General features: G+C 61.8%; 18 protein-coding genes. 12 read left to right on the top strand and 6 right to left on the bottom strand.

Annotated features, from left to right (window positions below; all coding sequences use genetic code 11):
* Positions 1-23: 23 nt before the first annotated feature.
* The 3 genes from FJ492_RS23645 to lptF are packed head-to-tail and all read right to left on the bottom strand — an operon-like array spanning position 24 to position 4728.
* On the bottom strand, positions 24-2444 hold the full coding sequence (locus FJ492_RS23645; protein WP_181166735.1) for an LPS-assembly protein LptD: 2421 nt from the start codon (positions 2442-2444) through the stop codon (positions 24-26).
* Positions 2444-3529 carry an LPS export ABC transporter permease LptG gene (gene lptG, locus FJ492_RS23640; protein ID WP_181166738.1) on the bottom strand — a complete coding sequence of 362 codons (1086 nt, stop codon included), beginning with the start codon at positions 3527-3529 and terminating at the stop codon, positions 2444-2446. The genes FJ492_RS23645 and lptG overlap by 1 nt, the downstream gene beginning before the upstream one ends.
* The gene (gene lptF, locus FJ492_RS23635) at positions 3526-4728 is read right to left on the bottom strand and encodes an LPS export ABC transporter permease LptF (RefSeq protein WP_140714033.1); all 1203 of its coding nucleotides are present in this window, start codon (positions 4726-4728) and stop codon (positions 3526-3528) included. The genes lptG and lptF overlap by 4 nt, the downstream gene beginning before the upstream one ends.
* 350 nt (positions 4729-5078) lie before the next feature.
* Here lptF and FJ492_RS23630 point away from each other — a divergent pair, with 350 nt between their 5' ends.
* Complete coding sequence (locus FJ492_RS23630; protein WP_140509866.1) at positions 5079-6611, top strand: leucyl aminopeptidase; 1533 nt, start codon at positions 5079-5081, stop codon at positions 6609-6611.
* A 9-nt stretch (positions 6612-6620) separates the two neighbouring features.
* A complete protein-coding gene (locus tag FJ492_RS23625; RefSeq protein WP_140772533.1) occupies positions 6621-7070 on the top strand; it encodes a DNA polymerase III subunit chi in 450 nt (149 codons plus the stop codon).
* Positions 7071-7212: 142 nt separating this feature from the next.
* Here the strand turns inward: FJ492_RS23625 and FJ492_RS23620 are convergent, their stop codons facing one another.
* The gene (locus FJ492_RS23620; RefSeq protein WP_140749327.1) at positions 7213-7683 is read right to left on the bottom strand and encodes a carboxymuconolactone decarboxylase family protein; all 471 of its coding nucleotides are present in this window, start codon (positions 7681-7683) and stop codon (positions 7213-7215) included.
* A gap of 136 nt (positions 7684-7819) precedes the next feature.
* Between FJ492_RS23620 and FJ492_RS23615 the strand changes: the two genes are divergently transcribed.
* The 6 genes from FJ492_RS23615 (at position 7820) to FJ492_RS23590 (ending at position 12141) form a co-directional block, all read left to right on the top strand.
* Entirely contained in the window at positions 7820-8461 is a 642-nt protein-coding gene (locus tag FJ492_RS23615) for a TetR/AcrR family transcriptional regulator (RefSeq protein ID WP_246676098.1), read from the top strand.
* 18 nt (positions 8462-8479) lie between these two features.
* Positions 8480-9091: a hypothetical protein gene (locus FJ492_RS23610; RefSeq protein ID WP_140772529.1), complete on the top strand. Its 612-nt coding sequence runs from the start codon at positions 8480-8482 to the stop codon at positions 9089-9091.
* On the top strand, positions 9088-9954 hold the full coding sequence (locus tag FJ492_RS23605; RefSeq protein WP_140772527.1) for a 23S rRNA (adenine(2030)-N(6))-methyltransferase RlmJ: 867 nt from the start codon (positions 9088-9090) through the stop codon (positions 9952-9954). Before FJ492_RS23610 ends, FJ492_RS23605 begins: the two co-directional genes overlap by 4 nt.
* Before the next feature lie 184 nt (positions 9955-10138).
* Positions 10139-10591: a hypothetical protein gene (locus FJ492_RS23600; RefSeq protein WP_027144529.1), complete on the top strand. Its 453-nt coding sequence runs from the start codon at positions 10139-10141 to the stop codon at positions 10589-10591.
* A gap of 135 nt (positions 10592-10726) precedes the next feature.
* On the top strand, positions 10727-11308 hold the full coding sequence (locus tag FJ492_RS23595) for a TetR/AcrR family transcriptional regulator (protein ID WP_140772525.1): 582 nt from the start codon (positions 10727-10729) through the stop codon (positions 11306-11308).
* Positions 11305-12141 (top strand): DMT family transporter, encoded by an 837-nt coding sequence (locus tag FJ492_RS23590; protein ID WP_140772522.1) that lies wholly within the window; start codon positions 11305-11307, stop codon positions 12139-12141. Before FJ492_RS23595 ends, FJ492_RS23590 begins: the two co-directional genes overlap by 4 nt.
* 118 nt (positions 12142-12259) lie before the next feature.
* Here FJ492_RS23590 and FJ492_RS23585 read toward each other — a convergent pair whose 3' ends face one another.
* Positions 12260-12571 (bottom strand): transcriptional regulator, encoded by a 312-nt coding sequence (locus tag FJ492_RS23585; RefSeq protein WP_140714045.1) that lies wholly within the window; start codon positions 12569-12571, stop codon positions 12260-12262.
* Between the two features lie 642 nt (positions 12572-13213).
* Here FJ492_RS23585 and FJ492_RS23580 point away from each other — a divergent pair.
* On the top strand, positions 13214-13606 hold the full coding sequence (locus FJ492_RS23580) for a hypothetical protein (RefSeq protein WP_181166734.1): 393 nt from the start codon (positions 13214-13216) through the stop codon (positions 13604-13606).
* Positions 13607-14044: 438 nt separating this feature from the next.
* Positions 14045-14641, top strand: coding sequence for a glutathione S-transferase family protein (locus FJ492_RS23575; protein WP_140772518.1), 597 nt, complete (start codon positions 14045-14047; stop codon positions 14639-14641).
* 163 nt (positions 14642-14804) lie between these two features.
* Here the strand turns inward: FJ492_RS23575 and FJ492_RS23570 are convergent, their stop codons facing one another.
* Positions 14805-15461 carry an outer membrane protein gene (locus FJ492_RS23570; protein WP_140509883.1) on the bottom strand — a complete coding sequence of 219 codons (657 nt, stop codon included), beginning with the start codon at positions 15459-15461 and terminating at the stop codon, positions 14805-14807.
* A gap of 412 nt (positions 15462-15873) precedes the next feature.
* Here FJ492_RS23570 and FJ492_RS23565 point away from each other — a divergent pair, with 412 nt between their 5' ends.
* Both FJ492_RS23565 and uvrC read left to right on the top strand, forming a co-directional pair.
* Positions 15874-16638 (top strand): SDR family oxidoreductase, encoded by a 765-nt coding sequence (locus FJ492_RS23565; protein WP_140772516.1) that lies wholly within the window; start codon positions 15874-15876, stop codon positions 16636-16638.
* Positions 16635-18701 (top strand): excinuclease ABC subunit UvrC, encoded by a 2067-nt coding sequence (gene uvrC / locus FJ492_RS23560; RefSeq protein ID WP_140772514.1) that lies wholly within the window; start codon positions 16635-16637, stop codon positions 18699-18701. Before FJ492_RS23565 ends, uvrC begins: the two co-directional genes overlap by 4 nt.
* The last annotated feature ends 84 nt before the right edge of the window (positions 18702-18785 follow it).

Below are 18785 nucleotides of genomic sequence, written 5' to 3'. Positions count from 1 at the left end.
ATGCGGCGAAACGATGTCGCCGCTTATTGGATGGTGTCGACTGCGTTGGTCGACGAGCCGAAGTCGCCGAGGGTACGGAACGACAGGTTGAATCCGATGCTCTGCGTCACTTCCCTGGTGTTCAGGTCACGCGACTGCGCGTACGTCATCAGGTAAGTGAAGCAGGAATCGTTGTAGGCGAAGCCCACCCCGTCCTTGACCAGCAGGCCTTCCTGCAAATCGTAGGTTCCTGTTCCGAACACGCGCCAGTTCTCGGCAAGATGCGTCGATGCACCGAGCGTGACCTCGTGACGGTCGGTCGTGAAACCATAGAGCGGCTGGGCCTGGATGAAGGCATACTTGGCGCTCAACGACACCGGTAGGCCGGAATAGGCGGCTTTAAACTCGGCGCGGCGGATCTCGAAGCTCTGTTCGTCGAAACGGCCGCTGACGGAGGCCGCGAATCCATTGGGGCTGGTTATGCCAAACAGGCCGACATAGTCGGACTTGGTGGTCTCGAGCCCCGAATTTGCGCCGACATTGACCAGATCAGGTGCCGCGAAGGAGTTTTCGCCGCCGATCTGATAGGACTGGCCGAAGATCGCATTGGTGCCCCAGCCATTGATATAAGAGCCGGAATAGCGCAGCCCGACATTGGCACGCGAGCCGCCCTCGATGCGGTCGTAGCCGGAGAACTTGTCGCGTTCGAACAGCGTGGTCGCATCGAAAACCATGCTCTGCGCGTCTTCGTTCGGAATGGAGAGGCCGCCGACATACTGTTCGTTCGGGCGCAGGAACACCTGAGCCATCGGCTCGAAAACGTGGCTCGACCCGCTGGCCAGCGAGAACAACAGGGGCCAGCTCATCTCGAGCCCGGCGGTCGCCATGTAGCGGGCAAAGGACGAGCGCATGTCGTCCTGCTCGCCCAGATTCGTCGCCATCTGGTTGATCGCGGCGAGCGAGGCCGATGATGGTCTGACATAGTCGACGTCGCCTTGCAGCGCCAGCAACGGCGTCAGCACCAACCCGTCATCGGTGACAAAGCTCCGTTTCCACTCGGCCTCGGCGGTAAGACGGCTGGACTCGCCTTCGATGCCGCGCACGCGCTGCGTACCTGACGGGGGGTAGTAAGGGGTGAAATATGTCTCGTCGAGATCTTCGCGGCGGATGACGCGCGTATTGACATTGAGCGACAACTGGCCGCCGGCAACCGATGCGTCGGGGATATAGGCATAGTCGAGCGAGGGCAGCACCCAGGGCTGCTGGCCGCTTCTCGCCGCGACATCGTCGTTGAGCGTATTTTCCTGGACTTCGAAATGCATGGCACGCACGTCGAAATAGTTACGGTCATTGAGACCAGTCAGGTAGACCGACGACTGGTGGACGTATTCGTTGTACTTGTTGATGTTGTAGGTGTGCGAGAAATCCTTGTCGGTCTGCAACAGCACGTCCCAGCCGAAATTCCAGCGTTCGTTGATCGCGAACTGCCCCTGCGTGCCCATCATGCCGCGGAACTTGTTGGAATCGCCAGCCGCGCCCGAATCGATGTTGCGGCCGGCGCTGTCGATGAAGGCGTCGGGATTCTGCTGCTGGATCCCGGCGACCTTAAAAGTGTATTCGCCATTGTTGAAGCGCTGGCGCCATTCGGCTTCGCCGAGGAAGCCCTGCTTGGTGTAGCCGCTTCCGGTCACCGTCAGGTCATATGTTGGGGAAAGAGCGAAATAGTAGGGGACCTTGACGCTATACCCCAGATGGCTGTTGTAGCCGATGCTGGGGATCAGGAAGCCGCTCTTGCGCTTCACCGTCGGGTCTGCGATCTCGAATGCTGGCAGGTAGGCCAGCGGAAAGCCGAAGAACTCGAAATTCGCGCTCTCGAAGCGAACCGTCTTCTTCTCACCGTTCCAGATGATCTTCCTGGCTTTGACGCGCCATGTCGGCGCCTTGTCGGGCTTGTCCTCGCACGGTTCGCAGGCGGTGTAGACACCATTGTGGAAAGTGGTCAGCACGCCGCCCATGCGTTCGGCGCTTTCGGCGGCGAAATAGGCCTTGTCGACGGTTTCAACGCGCAGCGCGTTGACGAAGCCGTCTGCGAAATCGTCGGTGATGTCGATGTGCTGCGAATTGATCTTGGTGCCGTCGCTGTTGACGATCTCGACATTGCCGCTGGCAACCATCCGCTTGGTCTTGCGGTCGTACACAACCTTCTGGGCGACGAGGCGGTTGCCGCCATAGTCGATCTGCACGCCGCCGATGGCGGTCACGGTCTGGTTGTCGTTGTTATATTCCAGGGTGTCTGCCGCCAGCAGCATCTGCGAGCCGGACGGAACCGTGGTCGCCATGTTGCCGACATCCTGCGCGAACGCCGGCAGCGGGACGCCGCAGGCGACCAGGCACGCCAAGGCGCTCGCCGCATAAAGGCGCGCCAAACGGGCCTGCCTGTCGCTGGGCAAAAACGCCTCCCTCACTAGCCGTCTTCCTTGTATAGCAGGAAAGTCACCCCGAAGAACATAGCTACCACGACCGGCACCCAGGCGGCTATGGCAGTCGGCACGAACCCCGCCACGCCGAACGCCTTCACCAGAACCGAAACGACATAAAGCAGAAACCCGGCAACGACGCCACCCAGAATCATCGTTGCCGACTGCCCCATTCGCGCAAATCGCATTGAAACTGTTGCCGCAATCAGCGTCATGGCGACGAGGAGGAATGGCAACGCCACCAGCGAATCAAACTGCATGGCAAAGGCATTTGCCTTGAGGCCGAAGGAACGGGCAACCTCGATTTTTCCGGGCAGGTCATAGAAGGGAATCGTCTCCGGGCGCGCCAGCCGCTCCTGCACGAATTCCGGCTTCAGATTGGTCGGCACACGATCGTTCGCGACGAGCTGGATGGTGCCGTTCCTGAAGATCTTCACATCCTGCAATTCCCAATAGCCGTCGCGCAGGTAAGCACGCGCCGCATCCTTGCGCTCGACGATATTGCCTTGCTGGTCGAGGATGAAAAAAACCGCGTCGGACATCTCCAGACCCTGGCCGAGGATGGCGCGCGCGCCGATGATCGTGTCGCCGGAACTGGTTTTCTGGCGGATCCAGGGAGCGGCATCGGCCGAAACCGTGTTGGATTTGCCAGAGCGCAACTCGGTCTCGATCTGTTCGGACAAGGAGAAGGCGTGCGCGGCGAGCGGGTTGATGATCCCGACCGATACGGCGCCGAACAGCAGTGCGCCGATGCAGCATGGCAAAAGGAACTGCCAGGCGGAAACGCCCGCGGAGCGCGCGATGACGAGTTCGTAACGTCGGTTGAGCGACACCAGCGTCGCCATCGCCGAGAACAAGCCGACAAACGGCACCGTCTGCAGCATGATCATCGGCATGCGAAGGCCTGAAATGGCCATCGCCGTGCCATAGGTGAACCCCGGCAGGCCGGTGGTGCGGCCGGACAGTTCGGTGAAATCGATAAGGAATACCAGCGCCAGAAGGCCGAGGAAGAACCAGATCGTGATCGCGACGTAGCGGAAGAAGAAGTAACGGCCCAGCGTCCAGCCCATCAGCCGGCTCCTTGGCCTGAGGTGTCGCGCCTGGATAGACGCAACTTGAGGGCATTCCAGCCCTCACCGATGCGGCTGGCCAGGTTTGTCATCCAGTCCGCCCAGGCAACCGGCAGTTCCATGGTCCGGTTCGACACGATGAACCAGATCGCCACCGCGGAAGCCACGATCGGCACGCCATAGACCACATAGGAATATTGCGGGACTTCGTCGGCCTTGCTCGCGGCGAAGAAACCCAGCCAGCGCACGAACAGCGATATCGCGATGGCCGTGATCAGCGGATTGACGCGCGCCTCGCGATGCGAACGTGCGTCTCCCGCGACCGCGAGCGCGATCAGGGCGAAAACCATGGAATATGTCCATTCCGAAAACCGCTGGTCGACCTCGGCCCGGTACTCCTGCGGATTTTGCTGATAGTTCTTGTCGTTAGGGCTTGGATTGAGCAGGTACTGGGTCGTCTGGTCCTTTGGCAGGAGCGTCACCTGGTTGGCCGCCGACATGAAGGCCGACATGTCGAAGGCATAGGACGTGAACCGGATGACACTGAGGTCGCCCGTCAGCGTTTTGCGATGGATGACGCCGTCATTCATCATCAGCACCTTTTCGCCGCCGCGTTCGATGATGCTGCCGGTCTTCGCATAATAGACGAGATTGACGCCTTCCTCGCGCGAATCGGCGACGAAGATGCCACCCAGCCGGTTGTTGGGAAGCCGCTCGCCAATCTGCAGGAACAGTCCGTCCTCGATTTTCCGGAACGTGCCTTCCTGGATGATCAGCGACAAAAGGTCGGCGCGCGACTCCGCCACCAGGGCGCGGTTCTTCTGTCGTGCATAGGGGTCGATGCCGTTGTCCACGGCGAATGAAAAGACGCTGGCGGCCAGCGCCAGCAGCATGATCGGCCGCACGATGGTCCAGCGCGAGGCGCCCGATGCGTTGACCACCGCGAGTTCCGAATCCGAATTCATCACACTGAGTGTCTGGGCGACAGCCACCACGAGCGCGAAAGGCACGACGATCGGGACGATGGAGGGGAGAATAAGGGACGCGACCTCGAAGAAGGTCAAGGCTGACTGACCGCTGTCGGTGACCAGGTTGATCTTGGCCAGTACCTGCGTCGTCCACACGATGGCCAGCGTCCAGACCAGTGCTGCCAGGAAGACCACGCAAGCGCGGCGCATGATGTAGCGTTCAACGACCTTCATGAAGGCTTTACTCGATTTTCTCGAACGGCATCATGCCACCACGCCAAAGGTAGCTGTCCGGCGACGCCCGCACAACTGGCTCCGTTGGGCTGTGTCGGGCAGGCGAGCCGGTCGCGTGCCGCAGTAGGCCGGAGTGTCGGCGGCAATGGATAAGAAAGGACGAACATCGATGGTTAACAACAGGTTGCGGCATTAAGCGGGCCGTGCCGCGACGAATCGCCATCGATTCCATGTCTCATATGGGTAGCCATTTTGGCAAAGTCTTGCCAAATGCCGGAAAACGACCAAATGTCGCGCATCGCTTCAAACCGCTTCGCGCATCATCGCGCAACCCCCGAAAGCAGGACATGATGAACCCGAGACCATCGATCGCCTTTGCAAAATTCGTCGCGCCCCAGTCGGCGGCGAACAGAAAGGGCACGGTCTTCGTGCTGTCGGCGGATGATGGCTTGAGCGATGCGGCCAGGGCTTACGATCCGGGCAAGACGCTCGACCGGGCTTTCCCGGTCGCCGAGTTTACCGGCAAGTTCGCCGGCACTGTCGAAATCCTGGCGCCGGAAGCAACATCGCTCGACAGGTTGGTCGCGATCGGCGCCGGCAGGGTGTCGGGGCTCGATGAATATGCCTGGCTGAAGCTCGGCGGCACCATTGCGGCATCGCTGCGCAAGGCAACCGACGTGGCCGTGGTCCTCGACCTGGCCGGTGCCTCGCCCGATGGCAAGGACGCCGCGAACCTCGCAGCGGGCATTCTTTTGCGCGGCTATTCCTTCGACAAGTACAAGACCAGGAAGGATAAGGACGACGGCCAGGGGAGCGGCCAGGGGGGCGGCAAGGCCGATCCGAAAAAGCCGGTCAAGGTGACCATCCATACCGCCGACCCGGCAGGCGCCAAGAAAGCTTTCACCGATGCCGAGGCGGTGATCGACGGTGTGCTGCTGGCGCGCGATCTCGTCAACGAACCGGCAAACGTGCTGGGACCTGTCGAGTTCGCCGCCCGCGCCAAGGACCTCGAGGCGCTCGGCGTCAAGGTCGAGATACTGACCGAGAAGGAGATGAAGAAGCTTGGCATGGGTTCGCTGCTGGGTGTCGCGCAAGGCTCGCCCCGAGGCGCCCGCATGGCGGTCATGCAATGGAACGGCGGCAAGCCCAAGGACAGCCCGGTCGCCTTCGTCGGCAAGGGCGTCACGTTCGACACCGGCGGCAATTCGATCAAGCCGGCCTCCGGCATGGAGGACATGAAAGGCGACATGGGCGGCGCTGCCGCCGTGACCGGGTTGATGCATGCGCTCGCCGCGCGTAAGGCCAAGGCCAATGTTGTCGGCATCATCGGTCTTGTCGAAAACGCCGTCGATGGTCATGCCCAGCGCCCGGGCGACATCGTCACCTCGATGTCGGGACAGACCATCGAGGTGCTCAACACCGATGCGGAGGGGCGCCTCGTTCTGGCCGACGCGCTGTGGTACTGCAACGACCGCTTCCAGCCGAAATTCATGGTCAACCTGGCGACGCTGACCGGCGCCATCATGGTTGCGCTCGGCCTGCATTATGCCGGCCTGTTCTCCAACAACGACGAACTGGCGCAAAGGCTGACCGCGGCCGGACAGTCAACGCAGGAACGGCTGTGGCGCATGCCGCTCGGCGCCGAATACGACAAGCTGATCGATTCCAAGAACGCCGACATGAAGAACATCGGTGGCCGCTACGGCGGCGCGATCATCGCCGCGCAGTTCCTGCAGCGCTTCGTCAAGGACACGCCCTGGGCGCATCTCGACATTGCCGGTACCGCGATGGGCTCGCCATTGAACGAGATCAACCAGTCATGGGGTTCGGGTTTCGGCGTGCGGCTGCTGGACCGGCTGGTACGTGATCACTACGAGAGCTGACGTCGATCCATGGCCGATGTGCTGTTCTACCATCTGACCGAATCGACGTTGGAGGATGCGCTGCCCGGCCTGCTCGAGCGCAGCATCGATCGAGGCTGGCGCGCCGTGGTGCAGACCGGCACCGAGGAGCGGCGCGACGCGCTCGACCAGCATCTATGGACTTGCCGTGATGATTCCTTCCTGGCACACGCGACCGATCGCGAAGCTTACCCAGCTGAACAACCAATCCTGTTGACCACTGGTGACGGCAATCCCAACGAAGCCAGGGTCAGGTTCCTGGTAGACGGCGCGGTGCCGCCCGACCTTCGCGGCTACGAGCGTGCGGTGTTCCTGTTCGATGGCCATGACGCGGCCCAGGTCGAGATGGCCCGGGCGCATTGGAAGACGATGAAGGACGCGGGCCACGCCGTCACCTATTGGCAGCAGACCGCGGACCGCCGCTGGGAGCGCAAGGCGTGAGAGCAGCGCCTAAGGCCGAAACGCGGACCAGAGACGACCCGCGCACCGAGGCATCTCTGTAGTGCCATTGAGGCTCACTGCCCGCCCATTTCCTTCTTGCCGGCGGGCTTACTGCCCGCCCATTTCCTTCTTGCCGGCGGGCTTACTGCCCGCCCATTTCCTTCTTGAATGTATCGAAATCGACCTGCATGCCGTTGAAGATGGTGCTCCAGTGGCGTGTCAGCGCCGCCATCGCCACGGCTTCCTGGATCTCCTCGTCGGTTGCGCCGGCGCGCTTGGCGTCCTGCGTGTCCGACCAGATGCAGTAGGTGCAAGGAATCTGTGCCGCCACGGCCAGGGAGATCAGCGACTTGACCTTGGGCGGCAGCGCCGTCTTGTCGCTGAGTTCGATGGCCTTGACCTCGGCCCAGGCACCAGGCAGACCGGTTTTGGGAAACTGCTTCACAAAGCTCGGCACACCGCCCATGGTCGACTGTATGTCCTTGAGGGTTGCATCATAGTCGTCGGCGTGGGCCGGCGCGGTGCCGAGCGACAGCACGCAGGCTGCGGCGGCGAACAGGAACACATGCTGGGACGAAGATTGCACGGATTTGACGACGCGATGGTACGACATGGTTTTCTCCTCTGGTCTTTGCTATCCTTACGATGTAAGGTAACGGTGAAAATGAACCTTACACTGTAAGTTGTCAAGCGGCGCAATGGATCAATCAATCAAGAAAAAGAGAGCGCGCGGACGTCTGTCGCGCGAGATGATCGAGGACGCGGCCTTCGAGGTGATCGAGAGGGAAGGGCTTGCCGGCTTTTCGATGCGCAAGCTGGCGGCCGCACTTGGTTGCGAGGCAATGAGCATTTATCATCACTTCCCCTCGCAGGCGCATCTCTTTGAGGCGCTGGTCGACAGGCTGATTGGTCCGTTGAAGATGCCGGATCCGGATCTGCCATGGCGCCAGAGGATGCGAATGGTGGTATTGGATTATCGGCGTATCGGTCGCGAGCATCCGGCCTTCGCGAGCTATTTTCTCAGCTACCGGATGAATTCGCCCATTTGTCTTGCCTATATCGACAACATCGTAGGCTTGTTCAATGACGGCGGCTTCGATCAGGAAATGGCCGCAAGGCTGTTCCGTGCGGTGGGGTACTATCTGTCGGGGGCGGTGCTCGACGAGACCGCCGGTTACTCAAAGGGCCCGTCGGCGGTCACAACAGTCGGCCGTGAGCAGCTTGAGCGCGATTTCCCCAACATCGCCACCGCGGGACGCTACTTTGGCACCGCTGAATTCGACAAGACCTTCGATCTTGGCCTGGAGATGCTTCTGGACGAGATGGAGCGGATCCGCACTGCTACCCTGGACAGGTCCGCGCAAGGCGGCAGCCATAGCGAGCAGAAGTAGAAATAGCCAAGGTTTTCGATGCGCTTTCTGTTTGTCCTGATCCTGCTCTCCGGCACCGGCATCGGTTTCATCTACCCCTGGGCGGTGAGCAATTTTTCCGGTCGCGAAATCGGCACCTGGCGAGTCTATGAGCAGGGCCGGTTCAGGCCGTTGACCGTATCGCTCAAAGATCGCGATGCGCCGGTGCGGGTGCTGGTCGACCTGACCGCCAGGGCCGAGCGCATCGTTTCGCAGCAGCGCACGGTATTGACGCTGACCGCGGCCACCAATGGCCGCACTGTGCTTGCCTCGACGCTGCAGTTCAACCATGTGGACAATCCGCGGCAGGCCAGCCCGCAATTGCCCGACAAGATCTTTCGCGACGAGGCCGGCCTGATTGCCACCGTCAGCCCTGGCGCTTACCTCTTCACAGTTGGCCCTGGCGATGCCGAGGACATACCGATGCGAGCGGTCGACCTTGTCTTGCGTTCCGGCGTCGGCGAGATCGACGCCCGCGCGCAGCCGATAGGCTTTTCGCTGATGGCGGTCGGCTTGATCGGCTTCCTGCTATCCCTGCGTTCTGGAGGCGGGCGACCGGAAAATCCGAACTCGCAACCGCCGCCGCCACGCTGGGGCAGGGGTCCCACATGAACTACCGCCACGCCTACCACGCCGGCAATTTTTCCGATGTCGTCAAGCATGTCGTGCTGACGCGCCTGCTCGACTATCTGAAGCAGAAGGACAAGGCGTTTCGTGTCGTGGACACCCATGCCGGCATTGGCCGCTACGACCTGTCGTCACTCGAAGCGCAAAAGACCGGTGAGTGGCAGGGCGGCATCGGCAGGCTGATCGATGCCTCGTTCGACGCGAAGGCGGCGGCGCTGCTGGCGCCCTATCTGGCGGCGGTGCGCTCGCTCAATCCCGAGGGCGGCGTGAAGAAATATCCGGGCTCGCCGCTGCTCGCGCGCAATCTCCTGCGCAAGCAGGACCGGTTGTCGGCGATCGAACTGCATCCGAAAGACGCCGCGAAGCTGAAGACGGAATTCGCCGGCGATTTCCAGACAAAGGTGATGAAACTTGACGGCTGGCTTGCGCTCGGGGCGCACCTGCCGCCGAAGGAAAAGCGCGGCTTGGTGCTCATCGATCCACCCTTCGAGGAAGAGGGCGAGTTCGGCCGCCTCGTCGAGGGGCTGGTGAAGGCGCACAGGCGCTGGCCCAACGGCATCTACGCCCTGTGGTATCCGATCAAGAACCGCAAGGCGATCATCGCCTTCAGGAAAGCGCTGAAGCAATCCGGCATCCCGAAAATCCTCGACATAGAATTCGAGATCAGGCCGGCCTCTTCGGAACCCAGCCTCGATGGCACCGGCATGGTGGTGGTCAATCCGCCCTTCATGCTGGAAGGCGAACTGCGAACCATATTGCCGGCACTGCACAAATTGCTCGCCATGGAAAAGCCGGCGCATTGGTCGATGGAATGGCTGGCCGGCGAGCAGGCCCCGCCGCCGGTATAGCTGGATTTGATCGCCGCGCCCCGTGCGACCGCATGATCCGCCCGCAGGGAACTTCGCCGTTACCCGCGGGTTGCTGCTTACAGCAACTGCCCGCGCCGGTTTCTGGAAATCATTGTTTCGGCAACCGCTTGACCGCCGTCGAGCGAATCCGCACAGTGCGCGCAATCGACCTTGAGAGGCTGCCATGACTCGCTTCGCCAAATCCGCACTTGCTGCCCTGATTTCGCTCTGCACACCCCTTGCCGCGCCTCTCGGTATCACCCAGGCGGTCCATGCGGCTGACCTTGCCGTCTATTCCGAGGACGATGGCAGCGTCTGTGGGGAGACATGGGTGCTGAGCAAGATCACGCATCGGTTCTCCTACCAGGTGCATCACGTGCCGCATCTGCCCGAGGTCGCCATCACCGATTTTCGCGACATTCGCCAACACCGCTATGAGCAGGCGAGCGAGGAATGGCCGATTGGCCGTCACTATTGCCGGGCAACCGTCAGCCTGTCGGATGGCCGGGACCGGTCGATCTTCTATCTGATCGAGGAAGGCCAGGGCTTTGCCTCGATCGGCGACAATGTCGAGTTCTGCGTCTCGGGCTTCGATCGCTGGATGGTCTATAACGGCCGCTGTCGCGTCCTGCGCTGAACGCTTCTCTTCCTTTCCGGTCTTTTCCCGCCTGCGGCCTGAAGGGGTCGCGGGCGCTTTGATGTCCTGCGTTGACAGGTGACGCGTTCCGGTGCACTGTGATGAGACAGACCTGTCTCATCACTTGGTTAGCGCATGACACCGTCACCTGCTTCCGACAAACGCCAGCATGTCGTCGAAACGGCCTATGCGCTGTTCAAGCGCGCCGGTTTCCATGCCACCGGCATCGACCGGATCATCGCCGAGGCGGACGTGGCCAAGATGACTATGTATCGCCATTTCCCCAGCAAGGACGAGCTGATCGTCGAGGTGCTCGACTATCGCGCCAGGCGTTTTAACGATCAGCTCGACCGGCTCGCCGGGGAGAGCACCACGCCGGAGCAGAAAATCGCGAAGATCTTCGACTGGCATGGCCGCTGGTTCCGCAGACCGGATTTTCATGGTTGCCTGTTTGCCCATGCCTTGGCCGAGTTCGGCGATCCCCAGCATCCGGTGTTCAAGGCTGTCGCCAGGCAGAAGAATAGCCTCAGGCAGCGCCTGCAGTCGATCCTCGAGCAGGTGATGCCGCGCGGGCGGGCCGAGAGTGCGGCGACGACCCTGTTGATGCTGATCGAAGGTGCGACCCTGATGGCGCAGATGGGGCAGGGAGACACCGCCATCCGCGACGCCCGCAAGGCTGCCTTGGACATCATCGCCGCCTCGCGCAGGCCGCAATGAGCCCGCTGGTCATCGGGCTCGCGCTGTTCGCAGCGATTCTGCACGCAAGCTGGAACGCCTTCCTGCGAACGGGTGCCGACAGATTGTGGACCGTCACCGTCATGAGCTTCTCCAGCACGGCGCTTGCCATTCCCCTTGCAATCTTCAATGGTTTTCCGGCGACGCCCGCCTGGCCCTATGTCGGGCTCTCGGCCTGCCTGCAGGTCGGCTACAGCGTATTTCTGGTGGCCGCCTACAGATATGGCGAACTGGGACAGGTCTACCCGATTGTTCGCGGCAGCGTGCCCCTGCTCGTCACGCTCGGCGGGTTCCTGCTGGCCGGCCAGCAGCTCACCGCTCTGGAGACCGTGGGCGTTGCCCTGGTCGGCGGCGGCATCATGGCTCTTTCGCTTGGGCGAGGAAGAGCCACCACGACATCGATCCTCTATGCGCTGGCAACGGGGGCAATCATCGCCGCCTATGCGATGGTCGACGCGATCGGCGTTCGTGCGGCGGGCAATGTCGGCGCCTACACCGCCTGGGTCCTGCTGGCCTATGGCGCACTGCTGCCGGCGACCTTCGTCGCCTGTCGCGGCAGGCTCGCTGTCGATGCGCGGGCACCGGAAACCTGGAAGGCGCTGGGCGGCGGCCTGTTCGCGCTTCTGGCCTATGGCGTGGTGGTGGCGGCCTTCGCGCTCGGGCCTGCCGGTCCGATCACCGCGATACGTGAGACCAGCGTCGTCTTCGCGGCCTTCATCGGCCGGTTGTTTCTCGGCGAGACGCTGACGCCCCGGCGAGTCGGCGCCTGCGCCGTCGTCGCGCTCGGCGCCATTTGTCTCGGCTGTCAGCCGTGATGAAGACCCACACGCCTGCCGGCACGCGGCGATTCCGCCACCATAGACAATTGTCGGACGAGCGGCTCGCCGTATCATGAGACGGTGAACCGCTCAAAGACGTTCGCTCGGCGCAGAGCTATTTTCTGCGCTGCGTTGCCTCTGCCTGATCGATGATCTTGCGAAGAAAGGCAATGTGACCGCGAAAGGCCCGCCGTCCGGCCGTCGTGGCTCTGATCCGTGTCTGTGGCCGCCGTCCGACAAAGAGCTTTTCAATGTCGGCATAGCCAGCTCTGGCCAGCGTATCGAGATGTGCCCCGAGATTGCCGTCGGTGGTCTCGATCATGGCCTTCAACCGGGTGAACTCAAGCGCCTCGCGCCTTTCCAGCGTGTTCAGGACGGCCATGATCCTGAGCCGCGTACTCTGGTGGATAATGTCGTCGGCGCTCATCAATAAGCTCCAATGCGGCAAAGCCTCGGGCTGTCGCCGCGTGACCCGGCAATCTCTGCCAGCGGTGTGTCACTTGCCTTTGCATGGCCGAAACCAAAGGCGCGATAACATCCCCTGACAGAATACTCTGTCATACAGAGTATTCTGTCAATCAGAAAACAGATGCGGGGAACATGCTTGACAAGGTGATCTTCAGATCGGGTGTCGCATCGCGCTCGTGATCCGCATGGACCGCTCGCTTGCAAAAGATAATCGCCTCGATGAGACGGCAAGTGATGATATTCACGACCGAAGATCATGCGTGAAGTTGCTCGCTGATCTTTGGAGCTTCATGGCGAACTCGCATCGGGAATGCCGGTGTCAAATTGCTGGCGACGCCGGAAGATCAACGGCGGATTTTTCCGGTGATGAGTGTGATTGTGTGTCGATCGCAACCAAAATTTAAGTTGAGAAAATCATACCATTGCTTCGCTGGCTAGCGAGACGCGAGTCAGATATGCATTGCGCGCCGGGGTCATTCACGGCCATCGGCATAACGTGAAGGGGCATGACATGGCTAAGCAGTCATCTAAAGCGCCGGCATCCAAGGCACCGGCAAAGAAAGCACCCGCAAAAGCAGTCGCGGCGAAGGCCGCAACGGCAGTGAAGAAAGCAGCGCCTGCCGCCAAGCCGAAGGCCGCCGCGGCCAAGGCACCGGCGAAGAAACCTGCGGCAGCGGCAAAAGCCGTCGCGAAGCCGGCAATGAAGAAGGCGGCGCCCGCGAAAGCCGCGGCGAAGCCGGCAGCGAAAGCGGCACCGGCCAAGAAGCCTGCGGCCAAGCCCGCAGCCAAACCCGCAGCCAAACCCGCAGCGAAGAAGGCGGCTCCCGCCAAGGCCGCGGCAAAGCCGGCAGCGAAAGCGGCACCAGCCAAGAAGCCGGTGGCCAAGCCGGCTGCGAAAGCAGCCGCCGCCGCGACCAAGCCGGCGGTGAAGAAAGCCGCGGCGCCGAAGGCAAAGGCGGCGCCCGCGAAGGCGAAGGCTCCGGGCAAGAAGTAGACGGATCGTTGGGGCGTCGCGTGTCCTTCGGGATGCGGCAAGGGCGCTCTGACGCTCTGGATCGGAGCATATTCGGCAACGGGTTCAGCCCTCGGGACTGAGCATCGGGAAGGGGCTGAGGGGCAAGCAAAGCGAGGCGCCGGTTGGCTGCCTCGCTCGCCCGACTCTCTTTCGCCCCTTGCGGTGGTTGGCGAAGGTTCTCGGCACGACGCTCTGGCGCCTGTGAAGTATGGGCTCCTGTGACGTGTGAACGCGGGGTTTAAACCCGGCGGCTTGCTGTCGTGGCCTGCTGATACTTCCTAATGTGCCGGTTCAGTTTGTCGTGATGCCAAGACGGAAACCGCGGCAGGTTTCTGGTCGCTGGTTTTTTGCACTCTGGCGATTGATCGCAAGAGTTTGTCCGGTCAACACTGGACGGTCGCAAACAGGAAACCGATCATGCCGAAGCTGCTCTACGCGTCCGCCTCTCCCTACAGCTCCAAGGTAAGGATGGCCGCGGCCTATGCCGGGATCGCTCTCGAGGAGGTGCCGGTCAGAACCGAGGACAGGCCGGCCGAACTGATCGGCGCCAATCCGCTCGGCAAGATCCCGGTGCTGGTGCTCGACGATGGCCGTTCGATTCACGACAGCCGCGCCATCACGCAGCACCTCAACCGGATTTCGAAGAACGCATTGTTTCCACGCAATCCCGACAAGCGTCTGGAAGCGGAAGTACTGGAGGCGCTGGCCGACGGTATCTGCGATTGCGCGCTGTCGATGGTCTATGAGCGCCGCACCCGCCCCGAAGAGATGGTCTATCAGCCCTGGCTCGACCGCCAGTGGGCGAAGATCACGGCAGCACTCGACCTGCTCAATGCCAATCCGCCAAAACTGCCGAAGAAGATCACGGCCGGTCAGTTGGCGTTGCGTGCCTGCCTCGGCTACCTCTCGCTGCGCTTTGGCGGTCAGTGGGAGAAAGGGCGCAGCCGGTTGATCCGCTGGGCGGCGCGCTTCGATGAAAAATTCCCGGAGCTGAAGTCCGTGGTTCCGGCCTAATGCATGTCGCTCGGAAGTGTCCTCGGTCCGAGACAACGACATGCATAAAATCAAAAGCTTACAGCAGGTCGGGCGAATCCTATTCGCCGCGACATGCTGTAAGCGACCGGACATAAAAAAGCCGGGCACGAGGCCCGGCTTTTCGTGTCGTGGCTTGAACGACTTAGAACTTCATGCCTAGGCCGAAGGTGACGCGGTTGTCCGTCGCCTTGACCTTGCCAATACCATCGAAGCTCTTGCTGCCGAAGTCGGTGTAGCGATATTCGACGCGGCCGAACACGTTGTCGGTCAGCTTGATGTCGGTGCCGACGCCGGCGGTCCAGCCGAGCATGGTGGCGGTGTCGCTGGCGCCGAGAACGGTGTCTTCCACCTTCAGGCTTCTGCCGGCGAGGCCGCCCGTGCCATAAAGCAGGATTTCCGGGGTCACGGCGTAGCCGAGACGGGCACGCAGCGAGCCTTCGAAGCCGCCCTTGGAGTTGATGCCGTTGTCGTCACCCTTCACGCCGTTGTAGCCGAGTTCGGCTTCACCGCCGTAAACGAAGTTCTCCTGCTGCCACTGATAGCCGCCGAATACACTGCCGACAAAACCTTTGGTATCGGTCGAAACGCCGAAATCCTTTTCCTTGGTCTTGCCGCTGAAGCCGTAGCCCAGGTTGATACCGGCATAGGGGCCGGCCCACGAGGCGACCGGAAGTTCGGCAACCGGAGCGGGTGCCGGCGGCTCTTCCGAAACGACGTCCGCGGCATAAGCGGTACCGCCGAGGGCGAAGAGCCCGAGCGCAACAGCCAGCGGCCGTGCGAATTTAAAATTGGCTTGCATTGTTCTTTACTCCTTAAGCCACAGGACACAGGCTTGTTTCTCACGATCGCCATCGACCCGTCCGGGGGGTGAAACGGATCTGGCGTTCGTCGGTTCCAAATGTCGTGTCAAAATACGGCTGAACCGAACCTGAACTTGGGTCATTCCCCGGCACGAATGAGGCAGAACCTTGACGTTGCATCTTCGCAACAGCGAAATGTCAGCAGCAAGTTCACGCTGCGCTGCACACCGCTTGGTGCAAGGAGTCCAGCGACCTATATTGCGATCCAATGGTTCCGAGTCCAGGAGGGCTCGGCATACCGAACTGGGCACTTCGCCACAATGTTGCCCCAGGTGCGAACGCCGTTTAACGCATGCCGGGCCACATTTCGTCGGCATCGCGTTTCGGGCCGAAATTGAGGATTGACAGCAGATGAGCAAAGCCACTGCCGTGGCGCTGGTGACCGGTGGGGCGAAACGGATCGGCAAGGCGATCGTCGAGGACCTCGCCAGCCATGGTTTTGCGGTCGCCATCCATTCCAATCGCTCGCACGATGAGGCGGATGCGTTGGCCGCGGGGATTAACCGGTCGGGCGGCCGCGCCGCCGTGGTTGGGGCTGATCTAACCGACATGGATGCCGTCAGCGACCTCGTCGGCCAAGCGGAAGCAGCGCTGGGCCCAATTTCGCTGCTGGTCAACAATGCTTCGCTCTTCGTCGATGATTCCGTGCAAGATTTCGACTGGCACGCCTGGGACCGCCATTTTGCCATTCACGTGAAAACCCCGGCGCTGTTGGCGCAGAACTTCGCCCGTTCCCTGCCGGAAGGGCAGGAGGGGCTGATCGTCAACGTCATCGACCAGCGCGTCTGGAGGCCGACACCGCGCTATTTTTCCTATGCGCTGTCGAAATCGGCATTGTGGACCCAGACGCAGATGCTGGCCCAGGCACTCGGACCCGGCATCCGCGTCAATGCGATAGGGCCGGGCCCGACGCTGAAGAACGTGCGCCAGGACGATTCGGATTTTGACGCGCAGGTCGCTGGCCTCATTCTGAGGCGCGGCCCGGAATTGCCGGAATTCGGCGCCACCATCCGCTATCTCTGGGAGACGCGCTCGGTCACCGGCCAGATGATCGCGCTCGATGGCGGCCAGCATCTTGCATGGCAGACGCCCGATGTGACAGGCATGGCGGAATGAGTCCTTTGGATCACAAGAACAAGGCGCGCGGCGGCGCTGATGATCTTCCTCCCGAAATCGACCTCGAGGACGAGGCGCTGGAGGAGATCGTCGAACCGGTTGGCCCGGATGTCGCCTTCACGGCCATCGACTGGGCGCCGCATGCCGGCGACGCCGAAGGCATGATCGGCGCCGAGGTAATCCAGACGCTGGTGAAGCGGCTGCCCAATGCGCCAGGCGTTTATCGGATGATGAACGCCGCCGGCGACGTGCTCTATGTCGGCAAGGCGCGCAGCCTGAAGAGGCGTGTCACCAGTTACGCGCAAGGCAGATTCCACACCAACCGCATCGGCCGCATGGTGCGCGAAACGTCGACGATGGAGTTCGTCGTCACCCGCACCGAGATCGAGGCGCTGCTGCTCGAAGCCAATCTTATCAAGCGTTTGCGGCCCCGATTCAATGTGCTGATGCGGGACGACAAGTCGTTTCCGTATATCCTTTTGACCGGTGACCATGTCTCACCAGGCATTTACAAGCATCGTGGGGCACGCTCGCGCAAGGGGGACTATTTCGGCCCCTTTGCTTCGGCGGGCGCTGTCGGCCGCACCATCAATTCGCTGCAGCGCGCCTTCCTGCTCAGAAGCTGCACCAATTCCTTCTACGAGAACCGCACGCGGCCATGCCTGCTCTACCAGATCAAGCGCTGCGCCGGGCCGTGCACCGGCGAGATCTCGCATGAGGGTTATGCCGAGTTGGTCGCCGAAGCGAAGGACTTTTTGTCCGGCCGCAGCCAGAAGGTGAAGACCGAGATTTCGGCTGCCATGCAGCAGGCTTCGCAAGACCTCGATTTCGAGCGCGCCGCCATCTATCGCGACCGGCTGGCGGCCCTGTCGCACGTGCAGAGCCATCAGGGCATCAACCCGGCGACCGTCGACGAGGCCGATGTCTTCGCTATCCACCAGGAGGGTGGCCAGGTCTGCATCCAGGTGTTCTTCTTCCGCACCGGCCAGAATTGGGGCAACCGTGCCTATTTCCCCAAGGCCGATCCGGCGCTGGAGGGATCGGAAGTGCTGGGCTCGTTCCTGGCGCAATTCTACGATGACAAGCCGACACCGCGTGCCATTCTCCTGTCGCAGACCGTCGAGGACCAGGAACTGCTGGCCGAGGCGCTCTCGACGCGCGCCGGCCGCAAGGTGGCGATCTCCGTGCCGCAGCGCGGCGAGAAAAAGGATCTGACCGACAACGCTTTGCAGAATGCGCGTGAGGCGCTTGGCCGCCGGCTGGCCGAAACCTCGACGCAAGCGCGGCTGCTTGCTGGTTTCGCCGAGACCTTCGGCCTGACCAAGCCGCCCGTGCGCATCGAGGTTTACGACAACTCGCACATTATGGGCACCAACGCCGTCGGTGCCATGGTCGTCGCGGGGCCGGAAGGCTTTGTGAAGAACCAGTACAGAAAATTCAACATCCGCTCGACCGAGATCACGCCGGGCGACGATTTCGGCATGATGCGCGAGGTGATGGAGCGGCGCTTTTCACGGCTGCTCAAGGAGCATGGCGACGTTGCTCCCGACGAGACTGCCTCGGCGGATTCAGGTGACGATATCGAAGACGATATCTCCGGAAGCTTCCCTGCCTGGCCCGATGTCATCCTGATCGACGGTGGCCAGGGCCAGATGACGGCGGTGCGCAAGATCCTGTCGGATCTCGGCATCGAGGACCGGGTCGTCGCCATCGGCATCGCCAAGGGACAGGACCGTGATGCAGGCCGCGAGCGCTTCTTCGTCAAGGGCAGGGACTCGTTTTCGCTCCCCGTGCGCGACCCCGTCCTCTATTTCGTCCAGCGGCTGCGCGACGAGGTCCACCGCTTCGCCATCGGGTCGCACCGGGCCCGCCGCAAGAAGGAAATGGTCAAGAGCCCGCTCGACGAAATCGCCGGCATCGGGCCCGGCCGCAAGCGCGCGCTTCTCTTGCATTTCGGCACCGCCAAGGCGGTCAGCCGTGCCGCAGTCGAGGATCTGAGGAAGGTCGACGGCATTTCCGAACAGGTGGCGAAACTGGTCTACAATCACTTCCACGAGAGCTGAAGAAAATCGTCACTTTCAGCTGGCCAGTCGAATCTGGCCTGTTGACCCCCTACATCCGCTTCTGATTTGAGTACGCAGGCAGAA

The sequence above is a fragment of the Mesorhizobium sp. B2-5-4 genome, from assembly GCF_006441095.1.
GTDB classification, from domain to species: Bacteria; Pseudomonadota; Alphaproteobacteria; order Rhizobiales; family Rhizobiaceae; genus Mesorhizobium; species Mesorhizobium salmacidum.
This window is presented reverse-complemented; position numbering and strand designations above follow the sequence as displayed.

Coding starts and splice junctions, on each gene's coding strand:
- FJ492_RS23615 (WP_246676098.1), top strand. CDS start 7,820: ATGATCGAGGACGCGGCCTTCGAGGTGATCGAGAGGGAAGGGCTTGCC.
- FJ492_RS23630 (WP_140509866.1), top strand. CDS start 5,079: ATGAACCCGAGACCATCGATCGCCTTTGCAAAATTCGTCGCGCCCCAG.
- FJ492_RS23600 (WP_027144529.1), top strand. CDS start 10,139: ATGACTCGCTTCGCCAAATCCGCACTTGCTGCCCTGATTTCGCTCTGC.
- FJ492_RS23585 (WP_140714045.1), bottom strand. CDS start 12,571: ATGAGCGCCGACGACATTATCCACCAGAGTACGCGGCTCAGGATCATG.
- FJ492_RS23625 (WP_140772533.1), top strand. CDS start 6,621: ATGGCCGATGTGCTGTTCTACCATCTGACCGAATCGACGTTGGAGGAT.
- FJ492_RS23620 (WP_140749327.1), bottom strand. CDS start 7,683: ATGTCGTACCATCGCGTCGTCAAATCCGTGCAATCTTCGTCCCAGCAT.
- FJ492_RS23590 (WP_140772522.1), top strand. CDS start 11,305: ATGAGCCCGCTGGTCATCGGGCTCGCGCTGTTCGCAGCGATTCTGCAC.
- FJ492_RS23575 (WP_140772518.1), top strand. CDS start 14,045: ATGCCGAAGCTGCTCTACGCGTCCGCCTCTCCCTACAGCTCCAAGGTA.
- lptF (WP_140714033.1), bottom strand. CDS start 4,728: ATGAAGGTCGTTGAACGCTACATCATGCGCCGCGCTTGCGTGGTCTTC.
- FJ492_RS23565 (WP_140772516.1), top strand. CDS start 15,874: ATGAGCAAAGCCACTGCCGTGGCGCTGGTGACCGGTGGGGCGAAACGG.
- FJ492_RS23595 (WP_140772525.1), top strand. CDS start 10,727: ATGACACCGTCACCTGCTTCCGACAAACGCCAGCATGTCGTCGAAACG.
- FJ492_RS23570 (WP_140509883.1), bottom strand. CDS start 15,461: ATGCAAGCCAATTTTAAATTCGCACGGCCGCTGGCTGTTGCGCTCGGG.
- FJ492_RS23605 (WP_140772527.1), top strand. CDS start 9,088: ATGAACTACCGCCACGCCTACCACGCCGGCAATTTTTCCGATGTCGTC.
- FJ492_RS23610 (WP_140772529.1), top strand. CDS start 8,480: ATGCGCTTTCTGTTTGTCCTGATCCTGCTCTCCGGCACCGGCATCGGT.
- uvrC (WP_140772514.1), top strand. CDS start 16,635: ATGAGTCCTTTGGATCACAAGAACAAGGCGCGCGGCGGCGCTGATGAT.